Below are 17,266 nucleotides of genomic sequence, written 5' to 3' on the forward strand. Positions count from 1 at the left end.
TTGATTCAAGAATGAAGATTCGATTCCTTTGTTTATTATCTTTCATAACAATTTGCATATGATATTTTGTTTATATAAAAAAGGTTTCATTTAGGTTGAATGTTGAATTAGCTACAGGTCTTAGAAACAGATGGGTTAAACCCAACAAACAGGTTAAAAACAGGGAGAGGAATTGAATGAAAAAACAAACAGGTATCGTGATTACATCAGCGATTGTCGTATCTCTGATCATGAATACGGGGATAGCGACAGTGCATGCAGGTGCGAAAGACGGAAGTTTGGCTGGAGAAGCGTATTCAAGTTATTCTTTGGGGTCACAAGACATGGTAGATGTCATTATTGTGTACAAGAATAATAAAGGAAAAGAGAAGGCTATTCATGAAAGTTTAGACGTAGATCACGAGTTTAAAGCAATTCCAGCCGTTTCTGCAAGGATTACAAGGGATGAGCTGAACCGATTGAGTAAAGATCCTAATATTGATCATATCGAAGCGAATATTGCTTTGAAAATTAATGGTGGAGAAGTTCAGCAAACAACTATTCCTGCTGAAGAATCCCAATGGAGCTTCCAATCCGTAAAATCCTCAGACATGTGGAGTAAAGGTTATACCGGAGCCGGCGTGAAGGTTGCCATTATTGATTCAGGTATCATGACTACGCATCCTGATCTCGCTGTTGCAGGGGGAGTCTCGACGGTAGACTATACGACCTCATACGAAGATGATAACGGGCACGGAACCCATGTTGCAGGTATTATTGGCGCAAAGAAAAATAATATTGGCATGGTTGGTGTAGCTCCAGGTGCTAAACTTTACGCTGTAAAGGCGATGGGAGCAGATGGAGACGGTACATTAGGGGATGTTTTAGAGGGTTTAGATTGGTCGATCCAAAACAAGATGGATATTATCAATCTCTCACTCTCGATGAATTATGATTCAGAGTTGTTGCATGATATGGTTGATCGTGCTTACAACGATGGGATCATTGTCATTTCATCCGCAGGCAATGACGCGGAAAAAGTAGCAAATCCAGAAGATAGTGTTTATTATCCTGGTAAATACAGCAGTGTGATTGCAGTATCGTCTGTGGATCAAAATATGGTTCGTAGCAGTTCATCTGCAATGGGACCAGAAAATGAATTTTCTGCACCTGGCGTAGCTATCGTTTCCACTTGGAATAGTGGCAAATATGCTAAGGTTAGTGGAACGTCGCAGGCAGCTCCGCACGTTGCAGGTGCTCTTGCAATTCTAAAGCAGGAATACCCGTCCATGAGCAATGTCCAACTTCGTGAAGAGCTAAGACATCATATCAAAGATTTAGGAGTTCCTGGGCGCGATAATCAATATGGTTATGGTATGGTCACTTTTGCAAATGAGACGGATGATCAAGTCCAAGGTGAAGTAACCAATCTCAAGGCAACTGAAATAACGGAATCTTCGATGTCCATTTCATTCACGAATCCTACGACTTCTAACTTTACATACGCAAATGTGTATGTAAACGGTGTAAGAGTTGGAACCGTAACAGATGGTCAAATTAAACTGGATAGCTTAAAGGCAAATACCGCATATCAAATTATGGTAAAAGTTGTTGACGCAAATGGAGTCGAATCCACTGGTTTGAGCATTGATGCGAAGACTTTGGCTCATGCAGCTCTTGAAGAAGTCAGCAACCTAACGGTCACGGAAAAATCAACTACATCATTAACATTAAAGTGGACGAACCCGACCGATCCAAACTTCTCAAAAGTAAATTTGTATGTGGATGGTGTAAAGGTTGGAGAGGCTACCGAATCAGAATATACTTTCAAAGGACTAACACCAAACAAAAGCTATATGCTTACTGTAAAAACAGTTGATTCTTCTGGTAATGAATCGGCTGGACAATTGGTTAATGCGAAAACGGACGATGAAATCGTGATTCCTCCAGTAGATACGACAGCTCCAGCGGAGGTATCAGCTTTAAATACGACCGAAAAAACAACAACCACGGTTAAGCTAACTTGGATGAATCCAACAGATACTGATTTTGCAAAGGTGAATTTATATTTAAATGGTGTAAAAGTCGCCGATACGCTTGGAACTGAATATAGATTTAGTGATCTAAAACCAAATACGGATTATGTTATATCCGTAAAGACGGAAGATACTTCGCGTAATGAATCCGTTGGAAAAACCGTAAATGTGACCACAAATGTTGAAGTCGTTACACCGCCAGTAGATACGACTGCTCCGGCAGAAGTAAGTAAGTTGACGGTTAGCGAAAAAGCTTCAAGCATAGCTCGTTTATCGTGGGTAAATCCAGTTGATTCGGACTTCGCGAAGGTAAATCTGTATTTAGATGGTGTGAAAGTTGGCGAAGTTTCAGGAACAGAATATTCGTTTACAAAACTGAATCCAAATCAAAAATATACAGTCACCGCCAAAACAGTAGACACCGCAGGTAATGAATCCGTTGGACAAATGATAAATGTGACCACTGAATCGGAAGTCGTTACGCCTCCAGTGGATACGACAGCCCCAGCAGAAGTTGGTGATTTGGATGTTGCCGAAAAATCTAAATCGACGATTCGTTTACAATGGAAAAATCCAATCGATGCCGATTTTGTAGGTGTAAATCTATATCTCGATGGTGTGAAGGTTGGCAGTGTTTCGGGGACAGATTTTTCGTTTACAAAACTGAATCCAAATCAAAAATATGTGCTGACTGTGAAAACAGTTGATGCTACAGGCAATGAATCCGGTGGACAAACTGTAAGTGTAACGACAGAAGATGATGTTGTTACCCCTACTGAACCAACGGATACTACGCCTCCAGCGGAAGTCAAAGATTTGACAGTTACTGAAAAGTCTCCAACAAGCATTCGGTTGACATGGGTGAATCCAGTCGATACAGATTTTGCAAGAGTGAATGTGTATGTGAATGGAAGTAGAGTGGGTGATACTGCTGGGACAGAGTATCAAGTGACTGGACTGAAAGCCGATACGAAGTATTCCATTGAGACAAGAACAGAAGATATGAATGGCAATGAGTCTGTAGGACAGATGGTAAAGGTAACTACAGATCCAGAAGTGATTGTGCCTCCAGCAGACACAACAGCACCTGGGGAAGTGTTGAGTTTATCTCCTACAGAAAAATCAGCTACAACCTTAAAATTGACTTGGAAAAATCCAATGGATGCCGACTTCTCAAAAGTGATTTTGTATCTGGATGACGTTAAGGTGGGTGATACCAACTCGACGGAATATTCCTTTACTGGACTTGTACCAGGAAGAAAATACAAAATGAAGGCAACAACCATGGATCGTGCAGGTAACGAATCTTTAGGTGTTGATCTTCTTGCTCAAACGGATAACGAAGTGGTCGTATCTCCAGTAGATATAACACCACCTGCTGAAGTCAGTGGCTTGAAGGTAGAGAAAGTGACAACCGATGCTGTCACCTTCCGTTGGACAAATCCAACAGATCGTGATTTTAAATCTGTCCATATCTATATGAGTGGAGTAGATGGAGCTAAAGCGATAACCGTCACAGATAGTGTTTATCAGGTTAACGGATTGGAACCTTCTACGAATTACACTTTTGTTTTCAAAACGGTTGATATGAATGGAAATGAGTCTGTAGGGAAAAGTATTGTAGCTACGACAAGTAGTCTCCCTGTAGAACCACCTGTTAATCCTCCGGTGGTCGTTGTTGACCCTCCAGTGGTTATTAATCCACCTGTCATTACACCTGTGGAAACTCCTTCTACGGGTAAAAGTAAGAAAAAGAAAAACGAAAGTTTTGATGGCGGTGGTGGTAGTGGTGGTAGCAGCAGCGTAGGTAATGTGACCACCTCGAATGAGCAGGCAACCAAAGCATTGGCAAGTGCTGCACAAAGTAAAACAGCATTTGCTTATGTAACAGCAATGGCAGAAATCAATGCTATGCCTAATGGAGCAGAGAAAAGAGAGCATCAAAAAGAGCTGGATAAGCTGAAAGAAACTCTTGGCATCAAAGAATTGCTGAGAAAGTCCAATATTACGGATACTGAAAATATTAGCGCAAATGTAGCAACGGTGACGTTTAACGCTCGTTACAGTTATATTGATGCTTCTTCCATCACATCTGAAAATGTCTTTGTGATTAATAACAAAGGCGAAGTGATGAAAAATATTGATGTTCAGATTGCCAATGGGTTGATCTACGTGAAGTCGAAAGATCATAAGTTCGAGTCAGGTGAGATGTACACCATTTTTATTGACAAATCCGTAAAGACGAAAATGTTTTCGAAGGCTCCTTTTGGACGCTCATTAAAAAATCCATTGATGATGCAGTTTGTCATTCGCTAAGTTAGAACTATACAAGAAAGAGCCGATGTATTTCGGCTCTTTTTCTTTTTTTATACTTGAATGGACATATTGAAAATCGATGTTCAACGGAAATACATAGAGAATGATCATATGTTTAAACGTACCTATAGTTTTAATCATTTTTTTTCTACATAAGATATTAGATCAATTCATAACCAGGTTTTGTTTTAAACAATATGAACTGAAGAAAGGGGTAAAATCATTGCCAGGTATTTTAGAATGTTCATCACGTGGAGACAAGCGATTCTCTGCTCTGAACGCCAAGGTTGAAGTGAACATCAAAGGAATCAAACGATTAGATACCATTGAAGCTCATTATCAGGATGCAAAAGAATTCGTTGATCATGTAGGTCATTTCGTAAAAGCCAAAGATTGGCGAGAAGCGAAATCATGGCAAAAAGAAGGGCGTCAAATTGTTCGAGTCAATATTAGAGGAACTGTACTACCGATTGACTATCTTACTTATTATTATAAGTTGCTGTGGGTCAAATATTTGGATGCCAATCCTCAGTTAGTTGCATTCGCCAAACAATTCGATGATTTTACGGATATGTTCAGAGGAAAGTCTCAGAATTGCCAGGCAGATGTAATACGCCAATACGTGTAAGAGGGAAGAGCTTCAATTATGAAAGAGTGTGAACCCCTCCTATTGGCTCTTAGAGGCGTGTTTGTCCATGAGGTAACAGGTGACTTGCTTGAAGCAAAAGAACTCGTTATCGGTCAACAGGTGAACTGTCTGGGTATTATGGGAGGCGGACTGGCTAAATACATTAAAGAAAAATATCCTATTGTTTTCAAGGAATATGTTGCCCTTTGTGAGGTCGATCCTAAAGGACGTAGCCTGATGGGGCATTGTCAATGGGTTGAGGTCAAAGAGGATATTGTCGAGGAGAACGACACCCTGTTTGTATATCCCGAGAATGAGGGGAAGATTGTTAAAATCGTTGCCAATCTGTTCGGTCAACACGAGATTGGAACTGACCGGAAACGAACAGAAGAGGCATTCCTTTGGAAAGCTCTTGAGGCGATGAAGGAAAAGGCTAAGAAGAAAGGATACTCTTGTGCACTGCCCTATGAACTTGGAAGCAGACTGGGCGGTGGTGATTGGAGTGAAATACTCGGCATCATTAAAGAAGTATTTCATGATTATCCTGTAACGATTTATCGTTTACCGATGTAAAACAGAGTTTGTATATTCAATTAAGGAGGCTGTTTCATGAAAGAAGGTACTGAAGTCTATTTCAGAGCTACAAAATATCCGTATAACCTTACGGAAGAGCAATTAACAGATGCTTTCGATTTGAGACGAATGAAAATCCGGAAATTTTCCAGCAGATTCAAGACGAATACCCATTGATCGATTTCGAATATGACCCTTCCATGGCAGAGGTATTCATGCGTATCATCGATATTTCTTTGAAAAAAGGAATGGGAATTTCCGTTAACCATATGGATGTTATTCATGAATACTTGGACTTTAGGAAGCAGCAGCAAAAATATCATCCTAAAGTAACAGATTATCATTTCCAACTTGGTAGAGGCGTTAGCGGTGTACTAACACCTGATGGAGTATTCCATAAGTGCGGCAACGCTGAACACTACATTATCGCAGAGTCCATTGATCCAATTGTTCAGCATGCGTGTCTGTATTTTTCCAGTACCCTTGTTGGAGACGCAAGCGGTGTTGTGAGCTTGTCGCCTTTTCGCAAGGCAGGATTTACTCTAACCAAACAGCAAGAACAATGGGTAACGGAACACATTGGATTCTTCGATCATTCACAAAAAGAAATGTATTATAACATTTTCGGAAAGAAAGGATGTTCATTTTAATGGAACAATTAACAATGAAATTCAACACAATGGAATATGTTTTTCTTCAAAGAGCATTGCTAAAACGAGAACCCAGTATTTTTGTTAAATTTAATGAACTACTTATGGATCTGTTTCAACGAGTATCTGAGGAGGATGCTTTGTATGATCGGGATGACCTTTTTGTCCTGTTTAACAGTCTACTGGTGATGGATCGTAATGAACTTTTTGATTTTTATAGACGTATTACCAAAGATAATCAATCCAATGAAAAACTGGAGGGAGTCACATCTTCTTTGCTCTGTAGACTTTGGATTGAAGTAAGGGATCGAAGAAAAGAAGAAGCCTTGTGGTCCATGTCTTTTCGCGTTCTTCTTGATGCATGGAACATACCTTATAAAGTAGACATGAATCGCATTGGAGTACCTGAAAACATTGAAAACGAAGAGGATGAATGAAACTCAAAAAACTTCATGACTTTTTAACGGTAGAATAAGTTGAAGTATAAAGGAAGAGGTTAACCTCTTCTCAGGCTGTCGTGAAACCCCCTGTTTTTTAATGAGGTTTAAAATGGCCGTTTTGATCAATAAAAATGGGTCCTCAGATCGTTTTAAATCGATTTTTGTTTTAAAAGTTGAGTCTCCCCAAATAAAAAATAAAGTGCCGGAAAGTCCGTTGGACTTTCTCGACAATCTGGTGAGGTTAAACCTCTTCTTTTTATCAATATTCATGAAAAAATCCCCATCATCTGCAAGTGGAGGATGGAACGCTATTTTTGTTTTCAAAGTGAACGTTGTTGCCGTTTTGTTTTTAATCATTTTTTGGCGATGCGTATGCAGCGACGGGCAAGGGATTATTTGTATATTGAGCCAATATGAAAAGAAGTATGCTCAAGAACTACAGATGGCGAAGTCAATCGCCAATGCGTTCTGGACTGAATTCAGACGACAGTTTGTTATAGAGCAGGATGGTACGGGCGTACCCTCCAGATTGCCGACACTTTTGCTTCCACGTATGAGAAATCCTTCACCTCTTGGTGAAGGATTTCTCAGTCTTTGCAGGATACCTATTAAAGAGCAACTAATATGCAATTATTTTTCAAAATAATTATTTCTGCTCATTATTTCGATGTCTAAATTTATTGAGAAGGGAATTCCTAATCGAAACAATTATAATTTCTGGTAGAAACACAATAAATATATATAGGGGTATGATGAATGGTAAAGATGCAATGAAAACTTCTGCTCCCTGCCCTCCCTCAATCAAAAACAACCAAATTGGTACTGATAAAATCCATAACAATGCATTGGAAATCATTAGATGTTGAACATTTTTCCAAAGAAAACAAAACAAAATTGCAATGACTGCTGGTATACCCCATGAAACTATCTTATCACCATTGCTTAATATGATGAATGCCGAAATGGGATAGAGTATTACGCTTAATATCTGAACCAATCTATTATTATAAAAATTCAATTTTTCATCTCCCTCTCTTATTCAAACAAACAAATCTTCTTTTAGGATAATCATACCTTATTATTCTATTTACTTCCAGTACATTCTGTGTATAATAAGTATTGCATTTAAATTTATGGAAAATGGCGGTGCATTATGAAAAAAATCAAAGTTTTTTTACCTGCTCTACTAATGTTTCTCTTCTTTACCTCTTTTTTTGGTATAACGTCTGTAAGTGCTTCTGAGGTTGATTCTTCTGTAAGTGCTTCTGAGGTTAATCCTTCTGTAAGTGCTCCAGAAGTTGATCCTTCTATAAGCGCTCCAGAAGTTGATCCTTCTATAAGTGCTCCAGAAGTTGATCCTTCTATAAGTGCTCCAGAAGTTGATCCTTCTATAAGTGCTCCAGAGGCCACGTATGGCTTATCTCCATCAGCGTTAGAGCCAGATTCAACCTACCCAGGAACCAATATCAGAGTTAAGGTAGGAGATGTACTTTATTCATCAAAAGCATTAGGCGGAAGCGCAATGATTGTTGGACATGTTGGTATCATTGGACCTGATTATATGGTTTATCATGTAAATGCAGTTAATGATAATCAAGGAGAAGGCGGAAAAAGGGATACCATTTCTTATTACCAAACGAGGCATAATCCTAATGAATCAATCGCTGTCTATAGAGCGACTCACGGTCGTAACGCAGCTAATTGGGCAAAAAACAATTACTCTTCGGTAACAAGTTACCATATACCTATTTATTCTTGGGATAACTTTCAACTTAAAACTATAAACCCTAATTACTGCTCTAAATTTATTTGGCAAGCTTTCTATTATGGAAACTATGACACAGACTATATTATCGGTCACTATACTCCAAATAAAGAGGCTTTTGTAACTCCAGGTCAAGTCATTGACAGCGATGATCTTACATATGTGGGTTCATTCGGAAGTCGTAGCTAAAACATAAATATGCATTTTTAAAAGGAAAAAACGTATTTAGTCGAGTGAACTAAATACGTTTTTTTGTTTACACAGATATCCGATCAGTTGAGTAATGAAAGTATCTATAATGACTACCGCTGGAATGCCTATCAACCTGGAAAACATATCATAAGAAACGTAATTGGGTGGTTAAAGCTGGAGATAAAGTAAGTCATCAACCCTACTGTGGAGATGCCGATCTTGCCATCCTCTCCATGATGATGGTGCTGCTGTTTGGTTCAAAGTGAACCGAATCGGTCCGTTGAAACAAATATCCCCCATTTAGCTCACAATTGAAATGCAGGGAATGTTTAAACTATTATTTCATAAGATAGAAGAAGTATTGAACACTCCCACCACTTAGCCTTCCCTGAAGTGGGGGATTCTTGGGTAATCAAACCGCTTGCTTTGAAGTATACTAAGCTATCCCTGTGGTTCCCACAGTTTTTCGAAGATATTACGATCTATATGGCAACATCCTTAGCGTTTCGGGCTGTATTTACATCCCGATCATGGAGGGTCTGGCAGGATGGGCACACCCATTGCCGTACCTACAGATTTTTAACTTCATGGTGTAATGCTCCGCATACATGGCAGGTTTGACTTGTCGGAGCAAACGCATCCGCCATCTTGAGAGTGCGCCTGTATCATTCCGCTTTATAAGTGAGTTGTCTGCTGAACGCTCTCCATGACGCATCGGCGATCGATTTCGCCAGCTTATGATTTTTAAGCATGTTAGGAGTCTTCCTGCCTTCAACGATAAAAAAGGAGTTGAGAATAAAAGGAGGTTTGAATCATGATTAAGAACACAGAAATACCTATTCAAAACGAGCGAGTAGAGCTTGGAAATCGCTATATCGGTTATACACTGGGAAGGGATGTTTACAAAGATAGGGATATGTTGTTACTTAGGAAAGGACTTACACTAACAGAGTCTTATATTGACAGGTTGAAGAGAAATGGGGTTATTCATATTTATGTCTATCCAGAAAAAGAGGGGAATCCGGAAGAGTCTACTCGTAAGCTTGAACAACCGTATTCAGAATGTACGGCAGCCACATAAACCTTGCGTCTGAGTACCACATACAAGCGTGCATTCAAATCCCAGTATGAATGACATCATGTTTTCCCATTATCCATGGGGTACATGGTGTTTTTGTATTATACATAACAAAATACCGATAAGTTTATATACAAATGTCTATCATTTTTGAATCGAACAAGGTTGTACATAAGATGCATTGTTGCTCTATATATTCTTATTTAAGATGTTTGTATAGAAATGAAAAAAATAAAGGGAGATGTGGGTTGAGTTGCTAAAAGGAAATGCTTTTATTAAGGGAAATATGAACTCTACACTAAAACTGCTGGAGGGAATTCGTGAATTTGATATGATCTTGCTTTCTTCAGCCACGTTATTGATAGATAGCAGGTTTGTTATAAATAAATTATTGGAGCTCATTTCAAAAGGTGGGAAGCTTGGGGTGAAAGTTGACCCACCAGTAGAAATCCTTGCATTGAAAAATCTACTGATGGATTTTGGTCTGGAGGATGTTCACCGTGTAAATGTTGAGCAGCAACCATATATCATTTTTGAAATGAAACCAACTCTTCATAAAGAGGAAGCAGAGAACGTAAAAACATGGTTCGACTATCTTCAGAAAGCATCGTCAATTTTATGTATGGGTGAAGACATTCTGCTAAGCACGAAAACACTCTTATCTTTAAATCACAGAGACCAGGGTAATCGTTCTTTTGTTGTTATTAGTGATGAAAATGATTCGTCAATTTATGAAAAAGTAAAAAAATACTCCATAATCTATGAGACTCCATTAGAACAAATTATATTGGAATCGACTGATTCTAACGCAGCCGCATAAAACTTGCTTGAACATCCAAGTAGCCAGGCATTACATGAACACCTTAATAACATGGGCGAGAATAAGACCGGCAGCCAGATAAAGCATGTCTACAGCAATTTCTTTCTTCATACGTTTCAACATATAGAATCACTCCTTTCTCTTTTCAACATCTGGTAGTTTTTTTTAATCTCGGCATCCATATCTTGTACCGATAATTGAATCATACTACTGTATATAGAACATGTCAATTATAATTTACAAAAACATCATAAAAATGAAACTATCTTGCGTTAGGAATAGCTTTTAGAAAAATTTTTAATCGAAAAATGAGGAGAAGAACGAGGGGATAGACACGTAATCATATGAAATAAGTCATATTTGATACTTTGTTTGGGTAATGCATACAAACAAAGATTAGAAAAATTAGAGAGCATAATAGGTTGGTTGGCTGGACATGAACAAAGCACGATTGACAATGTCATGAGTCTTACTAAATCAGCCAATATTCACGGGTCACATATCCGTTCATAGACAATGTTGATGTACTTTACCTCCTGAGCCTAAACTTACTTGATGTACATGAAAAAGAAGAATACCCTTTGTACGCTGGTTAACCAAGTCGATCTTCTGTTAAAATGAGATAAAATAGACCAGATACAAGGAGTTAAGCGATGATAGTTCATATACAAAACAACGGGATACTCGATATCGAGGATTACCGAACAGAGTCAGGTCAATATGGTATCACCGATTATTTGAAAGATTCCCATGTGAAAGTGTTGGAATCCTTTAAACATGAAGAGATGATTTCAAACTCAGAGATCAAAGACACGATTACGTTATATCATGGGACAACTACGGCATATCTGAATCAAATTTTGAAGCATGGATTATTGCCTCGAAAAGAGACTCATAACGATAACTATGAAAAAATAAGCAGCTCAGCTTCAAATACAATCTACCTTACTAATAAATGGCATTATTTTTATGCGTACAAAGCAACAGATGTGTATGTTCAAAAAAAAGCTGAGCAAGAAGGGCGAGAGGTTCTTCCTTGGTGGATGAGTTGGGAGACGATACCTTGTTATATCGAGTGCGAAGTTCCCAAAGCATTGCTTGTACCAGATGAAGACTTTTTTCATTCGAAATATATTAGCCAAAAAATTAAGTCCGCAGTGAAAAAAGGAATCGATTTTATTGAAATGACCTGGGAAGAATCACTTGCTCATTATGCAACCGTAGGTGTTGTTGGCGGGATTCCAGCGGATTACATCAAATCGTTTAGCATATTAGGCGAATTAGAACTTCAAAAAGAGCTAATGTTCGACAAGAGCGCTTATCAAAAAGATTTGAAAAAGTGGGCAACTGGGAAAGGGAAGGGCGATCTAAAATTACTGGATCTAATGATAAGAGAGGATCGTTCGACGATGAACGGTTCTTGGTTCATGAATCAACTTCCGAAGAATAAGGAAATCAAACAAATCGGGAAAAATCCATCAAGCAATACCATCGCTATTGTTTTTGAGCGTTAAATGGATTGTTGAAAAGGATGAGATATTCGCAAAAGAGTTTGAGAATTTTTAGGTTGTTGCAAAAAATGAAGAGATCCACGCGAAACCTGATCAGAAACTAAGAATTCATACGCACGGTAGCAATTTGATCTATATCAATAAGTTGTATGAACCATTAGCAGCCTGTGAGGTTCGGGTTACCATGGATGTGGAGAAATGTGTGTGGGGGAGTAGAAAGAGCTGTTTACAAACAAGATCCGGATGACTCCCCTTATGTAGAATGGGAAACCATAATAGAATTTGATGCACAGGCATTTCTCGGTGATTAGTGGTGAAATATAGGTCGACGTAAGGAGGGGGCGAAAGCCTCCTCTTTTGATTGTTTGCTAAGCTTTTGTATAGGATATGGAGGTATCGATAAAAAGGAAATGTTAATGACATGAACAATGAAAGGAGTGAACTTCTAATGAGGTTAATTAGTAATTTTCTTGATTATTATGATCACCACTTCGATTTACATGGTGAAGTATTCAGACGAATGACGAATGGTGGGATGAATCGTCAGAAAATGCTTGAGTTTTTGAAGGTTCAAGGGCTTACTGTCCCCATATTTGGTTGGGTAAGAGAAATGGTGAATGAAGACACCTTAACCAATGATACGTATGTTGTCGTTCATACAGACATAGCAAGTCATCGCGGGGAACAAAACTCTTGCTGCCGTATAAAGCGGCGTTGGCTGAGTACCCCGATTTCTTTATGGTCAGGTATGTAAGTGCATTCAATGGGGTATCTTGGCGGTATTTGAAGGTTGGAAATCGATCCTTTTTGCTTCGGTACGAAAGTGAAGATTGGCGTTCGAATTGGAATACGAGCAAAATCTCAATTGAACAAGAGGATGTCTCATGGATGAACCTTTCGATCCGTGCGCCACTGTACGCAATTGATTTTGTTGAAAATGAAAATGACCTTTGGTATGCGATTGATTATAATATTGCACCTCAGATTAAAGGGACAGGCGTTGAGACATTAATAACCGCTTCTGAAGCGGCGATGTTGATCAAACAATCTTCTTGTAAGTTAAAGGAGCGATGAAAGGTGACTGATTTCATGTATTGCTATAATAATCTGGAGATCAAAGAGGGCGATTTGTTTAGAATTAAAAAGCAAGGGTGTTCTGAAGAACATTTTAAGGGTGTTTTTAAAGCTGTGAAATTCAAGAATCATGCTGGTGTAATTAGGGTTAATGGTGCGTTATTCTTTACATTTGAAGAAATAAATGAACATCATCTTATTTTGATGCCAGTATAACCAATGATACAGGAGCTTCGTTAGAAGCTTCTTTTTTTGTTTTACATCAACAGAATGGATGATGTGTACAGTGTTTCTTACATATAGTAAAATATAATTTACAAAAAGGAGATGTATTATGGCTAAAATCACAAAAATCGAACCACAAAAACGAAATCAATCCCGTTACTCACTTTATATTGATGACACCTTTGCATTTGGAATATCGGAAGATGTTTATTTACGTCATCGTAAATCTTTAGAAGTTGGCAGCGATATCAGTCAGTCGTTTATAGACGAGGTAATAACGGCAGAGGAAATACAAAAGACAATGGACAGTGCGCTCCATCTTTTATCATTCCGTAATCGCAGTGAGCAAGAACTTCGAAACCGTTTACAACAAAAGGGTTATGAAGAAAACTGGATTGATGCTACTTTAGAAAAGCTCAAGAGTTATCACTATATCAATGATGAAAGCTTTGCTCGAACATTAGCAAAAGATCGTCAAAATATGAAGAAACTTGGTCAGCGAGCGCTGAAAGCTGAGCTCAAACAAAAAGGAATTCATTCCGATATTATAACGGAAGTTGTAGATGAACTTTGTACAGAGGAAAAGGAGCTGGAGCAAGCGACTGTATTGTGTGAGAAAAGATATCGCTCACTTGAAGGGAAAGATATCGCTCCAAAAATAAATCAGAAATTAACTCAATTTTTAATTCGAAAAGGTTATTCTTATGATGTTGCTGGAAAAGCAATTAGGAATGTTGTTGCCAATAATAATTGCTGATTGAACACTCCCACCACTTAGCCTACGCTTGAAGTGGGGGATTCTTGGGTCATCAAACCTCTTGGTTTGAAGTATACCAAGCGATCCCTGTGGTTCCCACAGTTCTCGAAGAGATTACATTACGATCGGTATGGCAACATTTTCAATGTTTCGGGCTGCATTTTCGTCCCGATCGTGCGTGGTATGACAGGATGGACAGGTCCATTGCCGCACCTGGAGATTCTTCACTTCAGTGTTCATAGCGCCACAAACATGGCAGGTTTGACTTGTCGGAGCAAACGGATCCGCAATCTTGAGGGTGCGCCAGTACCAAATGTTTAAGGTTTTTCGAAGAAAAATCCTGACTACGTTGCATGCCCTACACCTCCGTTCCTTGCCGTTTTTATAGCACATATGTTCGATTTTAAATACAGAAAAATGCTTGATTCATCCCCCCTAAAGCTGACGCTTTTGAGGAGGAGGTCTTCTTGCCTTCCATGAATAAATTTAAAAATCCATCCTAATATATAGGGACTTTAAAAATTTGGAGTTGAGTCATAACAACAAATAAAACGTCTCTTTAAATGAGACAGAAAAAGGAGAAATTCAAATGATGAATACACTGGCGGAAGCAGCTCAAAAAGCGGTTGAAGTGATGCAGGCGTCTGGAGAGACACTCTTTAATGATCTGAAAAAACGTGAAAAGCAAGAAATATTTGATGCTTTTATACTAAGCACCGGATCGGAAGAATGGGAAACGGATGGTGACAACTTTGACATTTGGGCCATTTATTTGTCAGAAGACGAAAGAACGGAGATCAAGTTCGGTGGCTACGGAAATGAAAGCCTCTTGTCGGATGTTCGCTCTTCACTTGAAGATATTCAATTTGTGTTTAATTTTAAAAGTTTCGAAGGCAACGATTTAGAAGGATTTAAACGATTGGCAAATGATCAAGCACTACCTGTACAGGTTGTGAATCTCACACCGCATGAAGTCAAAATCGTGGATGATGCTGGTGCTGTGATCAAGGCATATCCTGCAACTGGAAAAATGGTGAGAGTTAATACGAACGATATCCAGCTACCAAGTGTAGACGAAGTGCCAGTAGTACGAGTAGAGTACACGGACGTAGATGGATTACCAGAGTCTCGTCCAAACACCATTTATCTCGTATCTGTATTGGTAGCCCAAGCACTTGGAGGGAGTAGACGCGATGTTTATACACCAGACACAGGACCTAAAAGTGTTTTTCGAGATGCTGGAGGGCAGATAGTTGGCGTGCGTCGGTTAATGCAAATATAATTCATTTTGCAACAGTAAGGCGGGGATACCTTAGATGTGTATCCCTGCTTCTAATGTAAAGTGTGAAAATTGTAATATATGAAAGGGTGTCTACCATGAAATTCAAATATATCAATGATACGAATCGAGTCGTCTCTATTCATCCTGCAACTTTTACCCATGGTTGTATTGCGGATAAAGAGAAGATTCTACCCAAGGAAATGTGTGTATTTAACCTTCCCGAAGGTACATACCCATGGGTAAAAATGTGGGACTATGGAGAACGTGGATTAAGCATCTTGGTTTCACCAATGAAGGATGAGGAGTGAACGCTTGTGGGTGAAATCGCTGAAATGATTATAGAAGGAATTCTTTGTGAAACTTGCGGATCTTATATAGAGGATGGGGAACCTCAGGGCTTTCCTCGAACATGTAACGATTGCAATCAAGAAGGAGAGAAAAGGGGAAGAGCTAAAAATGGACATCGGAAAAATTAATCTCGACGGTACTAACTATCTAAAAGAATCGGATATAGACAAGTTCTATACTCGAAAAGACCATGTTGAAATAGATGAAATGGTGCTTGAAAAAACCTTGTTAAAACTCGAACCATCTGATCTCGTTCGTATATTGACTTCCGTTGCAGAAAATAAATTGCAGGAAGTTAAGTATGCTGAACTTTCAAATATGATGAATTCCGAAAATCAAGAAGAGTATGCGATTAATATGCTCCTCATGATTTCAAACGTAGGAAATATGATTTAAAACTGATTGAACCAAGAGTTTCTCTAAATAAGGGAAACTCTTTTTTTATTAGATCAGTACATTTCATGTTTATCGTTATATAATTAACTCTTTTTTCTACTATAGAAGGTGCTTAAATATATTGGAGATGCTTTGCATTTATTTCGAGGAGGAGTTTTTAATATGAAAAAGTATCAAGCTGTAGGTATGATGGTTGAGTTAGAGGGTGGACTCACCAAGAATCAAATGGTTTCTCTTCTGGGGAAGCTTGAAGATGGTGAACTGCTCATTCCATTTGGAACATCTGCGAACAATAGTACCATTTATGGATTTTTAACTTTACCTAATGTCGATGAGCACCTGGACGCCGTTGGGAAAACAGCAAGACAACTTTGCGAGGATTTTGATCATGAGCGGACGGATAAAACGTATAAGACTGTAACGGGTATCGAGATTTTTATTGATTGTGAACTTGAGACCTCAAGACATGATAGCGCTTTTCGTGTTTTTTCATCAGCAGGAAAATTTGTTGATGTGGAAACAAATGAGGGAACTTATCAGCATGTGGTCATTTGTCCAAAACCTTATGTGCCATGGATTCATTTGCTGGAATTTTCGAATGGCGTTGTTGTGGAAGTAAAAACAAAGGATATTCTTGAAACGGATGGTAATCTATCGTTTTGATATTCGTGAGGATCAATAGGTATCCCAAAAAGGGTTGGTATGGTAGAATAAGGGAAGCCATTGCTGGCTCCTACTTTATTTTATTTGAGATATCTTTAACTCTATTGCTGGAGGAAGATGAAATGGAATTTAATTTAGATGAATATCAACCGCATAACGGTAAACGTTATGTTTGTAACGCTTACAAAGGCTTTAGGATTATAGTTGTAGTTGCATCGCAAGCAAATCTGCAAAAAGGTTTAGGAGGCGGGTCGATTAGGTCTTTAATTATGCATCCATTATCGGGTAAGTTTATTGCCTACGATTTTTCGAACGGCAATTGGCAGAATGGATACATTCCTCCTGAAGAGATTCGGAGTATAGTAGAAGATATTGTGAGATACTTCGATTCGGAAATCACAATGGATTGGAATCATGAATCTAAAAAGATAAAAACATTACCAAGAGGAACCAAACACATCAGTTGAGAGTTAACCATTCTCGCAACATAGAAAAAGTGTATATGGACAATGAGGGGAGGATAGATATTCCTC

The 17,266-nt window shown here is 38.7% G+C and carries 21 protein-coding genes and 1 pseudogene; 20 read left to right on the top strand and 2 right to left on the bottom strand.

What is annotated here, in order from left to right:
- The first annotated feature begins 176 nt into the window (after positions 1-176).
- From JOD82_RS09065 to JOD82_RS09100, 8 genes are all read left to right on the top strand, one after another.
- Positions 177-4,331 (top strand): S8 family serine peptidase, encoded by a 4,155-nt coding sequence (locus tag JOD82_RS09065; RefSeq protein WP_209948408.1) that lies wholly within the window; start codon positions 177-179, stop codon positions 4,329-4,331.
- A 223-nt stretch (positions 4,332-4,554) separates the two neighbouring features.
- Entirely contained in the window at positions 4,555-4,959 is a 405-nt protein-coding gene (locus tag JOD82_RS09070) for a DarT1-associated NADAR antitoxin family protein (RefSeq protein ID WP_209948409.1), read from the top strand.
- A gap of 18 nt (positions 4,960-4,977) precedes the next feature.
- On the top strand, positions 4,978-5,532 hold the full coding sequence (locus JOD82_RS29075; protein WP_245248953.1) for a macro domain-containing protein: 555 nt from the start codon (positions 4,978-4,980) through the stop codon (positions 5,530-5,532).
- A 36-nt stretch (positions 5,533-5,568) separates the two neighbouring features.
- Positions 5,569-5,709: a hypothetical protein gene (locus tag JOD82_RS09080; RefSeq protein ID WP_209948410.1), complete on the top strand. Its 141-nt coding sequence runs from the start codon at positions 5,569-5,571 to the stop codon at positions 5,707-5,709.
- 38 nt (positions 5,710-5,747) lie between these two features.
- A complete protein-coding gene (locus tag JOD82_RS09085) occupies positions 5,748-6,182 on the top strand; it encodes a hypothetical protein (RefSeq protein ID WP_209948411.1) in 435 nt (144 codons plus the stop codon).
- Complete coding sequence (locus JOD82_RS09090; protein ID WP_209948412.1) at positions 6,182-6,619, top strand: hypothetical protein; 438 nt, start codon at positions 6,182-6,184, stop codon at positions 6,617-6,619. The genes JOD82_RS09085 and JOD82_RS09090 overlap by 1 nt, the downstream gene beginning before the upstream one ends.
- A 112-nt stretch (positions 6,620-6,731) precedes the next feature.
- Complete coding sequence (locus JOD82_RS29830) at positions 6,732-7,268, top strand: hypothetical protein (RefSeq protein WP_209948413.1); 537 nt, start codon at positions 6,732-6,734, stop codon at positions 7,266-7,268.
- A gap of 507 nt (positions 7,269-7,775) precedes the next feature.
- Positions 7,776-8,576, top strand: a complete 801-nt coding sequence (locus JOD82_RS09100) for a hypothetical protein (RefSeq protein ID WP_209948414.1) — start codon at positions 7,776-7,778, stop codon at positions 8,574-8,576.
- A 485-nt stretch (positions 8,577-9,061) separates the two neighbouring features.
- On the opposite strand, the pseudogene JOD82_RS29835 reads toward JOD82_RS09100, so the two are convergent.
- A pseudogene (locus tag JOD82_RS29835) lies at positions 9,062-9,142 on the bottom strand (zinc ribbon domain-containing protein); the annotation flags it as partial.
- A gap of 251 nt (positions 9,143-9,393) precedes the next feature.
- On the opposite strand from JOD82_RS29835, the gene JOD82_RS09105 reads away from it, so the two are divergent.
- The 7 genes from JOD82_RS09105 (at position 9,394) to JOD82_RS09135 (ending at position 14,044) form a co-directional block, all read left to right on the top strand.
- The gene (locus JOD82_RS09105; RefSeq protein ID WP_209948415.1) at positions 9,394-9,660 is read left to right on the top strand and encodes a hypothetical protein; all 267 of its coding nucleotides are present in this window, start codon (positions 9,394-9,396) and stop codon (positions 9,658-9,660) included.
- Between the two features lie 250 nt (positions 9,661-9,910).
- Positions 9,911-10,477, top strand: a complete 567-nt coding sequence (locus JOD82_RS09110; protein ID WP_209948416.1) for a hypothetical protein — start codon at positions 9,911-9,913, stop codon at positions 10,475-10,477.
- A gap of 653 nt (positions 10,478-11,130) precedes the next feature.
- Positions 11,131-11,991 carry a hypothetical protein gene (locus tag JOD82_RS09115; protein ID WP_209948417.1) on the top strand — a complete coding sequence of 287 codons (861 nt, stop codon included), beginning with the start codon at positions 11,131-11,133 and terminating at the stop codon, positions 11,989-11,991.
- A gap of 445 nt (positions 11,992-12,436) precedes the next feature.
- Positions 12,437-12,742, top strand: coding sequence for a hypothetical protein (locus JOD82_RS09120; protein WP_209948418.1), 306 nt, complete (start codon positions 12,437-12,439; stop codon positions 12,740-12,742).
- Positions 12,743-12,876: 134 nt separating this feature from the next.
- A complete protein-coding gene (locus JOD82_RS09125; protein ID WP_209948419.1) occupies positions 12,877-13,062 on the top strand; it encodes a hypothetical protein in 186 nt (61 codons plus the stop codon).
- 3 nt (positions 13,063-13,065) lie between these two features.
- Positions 13,066-13,278 (top strand): hypothetical protein, encoded by a 213-nt coding sequence (locus tag JOD82_RS09130; RefSeq protein ID WP_209948420.1) that lies wholly within the window; start codon positions 13,066-13,068, stop codon positions 13,276-13,278.
- Positions 13,279-13,396: 118 nt separating this feature from the next.
- Entirely contained in the window at positions 13,397-14,044 is a 648-nt protein-coding gene (locus tag JOD82_RS09135; protein ID WP_209948421.1) for a regulatory protein RecX, read from the top strand.
- A gap of 114 nt (positions 14,045-14,158) precedes the next feature.
- Here the strand turns inward: JOD82_RS09135 and JOD82_RS09140 are convergent, their stop codons facing one another.
- Positions 14,159-14,437: a zinc ribbon domain-containing protein gene (locus JOD82_RS09140; protein ID WP_397376025.1), complete on the bottom strand. Its 279-nt coding sequence runs from the start codon at positions 14,435-14,437 to the stop codon at positions 14,159-14,161.
- Between the two features lie 196 nt (positions 14,438-14,633).
- Here JOD82_RS09140 and JOD82_RS09145 point away from each other — a divergent pair, with 196 nt between their 5' ends.
- The 5 genes from JOD82_RS09145 (at position 14,634) to JOD82_RS09165 (ending at position 17,200) form a co-directional block, all read left to right on the top strand.
- Positions 14,634-15,326, top strand: coding sequence for a hypothetical protein (locus JOD82_RS09145; RefSeq protein WP_209948422.1), 693 nt, complete (start codon positions 14,634-14,636; stop codon positions 15,324-15,326).
- A gap of 95 nt (positions 15,327-15,421) precedes the next feature.
- Positions 15,422-15,634: a hypothetical protein gene (locus JOD82_RS09150; protein ID WP_209948423.1), complete on the top strand. Its 213-nt coding sequence runs from the start codon at positions 15,422-15,424 to the stop codon at positions 15,632-15,634.
- Between the two features lie 148 nt (positions 15,635-15,782).
- Positions 15,783-16,070 carry a hypothetical protein gene (locus JOD82_RS09155; RefSeq protein WP_209948424.1) on the top strand — a complete coding sequence of 96 codons (288 nt, stop codon included), beginning with the start codon at positions 15,783-15,785 and terminating at the stop codon, positions 16,068-16,070.
- A gap of 162 nt (positions 16,071-16,232) precedes the next feature.
- Entirely contained in the window at positions 16,233-16,733 is a 501-nt protein-coding gene (locus JOD82_RS09160) for a hypothetical protein (RefSeq protein ID WP_209948425.1), read from the top strand.
- A gap of 122 nt (positions 16,734-16,855) precedes the next feature.
- On the top strand, positions 16,856-17,200 hold the full coding sequence (locus JOD82_RS09165) for a hypothetical protein (protein WP_209948427.1): 345 nt from the start codon (positions 16,856-16,858) through the stop codon (positions 17,198-17,200).
- The last annotated feature ends 66 nt before the right edge of the window (positions 17,201-17,266 follow it).

It is taken from the genome of Paenibacillus sp. 1182, from assembly GCF_017833915.1.
Classification (GTDB): domain Bacteria; phylum Bacillota; class Bacilli; order Paenibacillales; family Paenibacillaceae; genus Paenibacillus; species Paenibacillus polymyxa_D.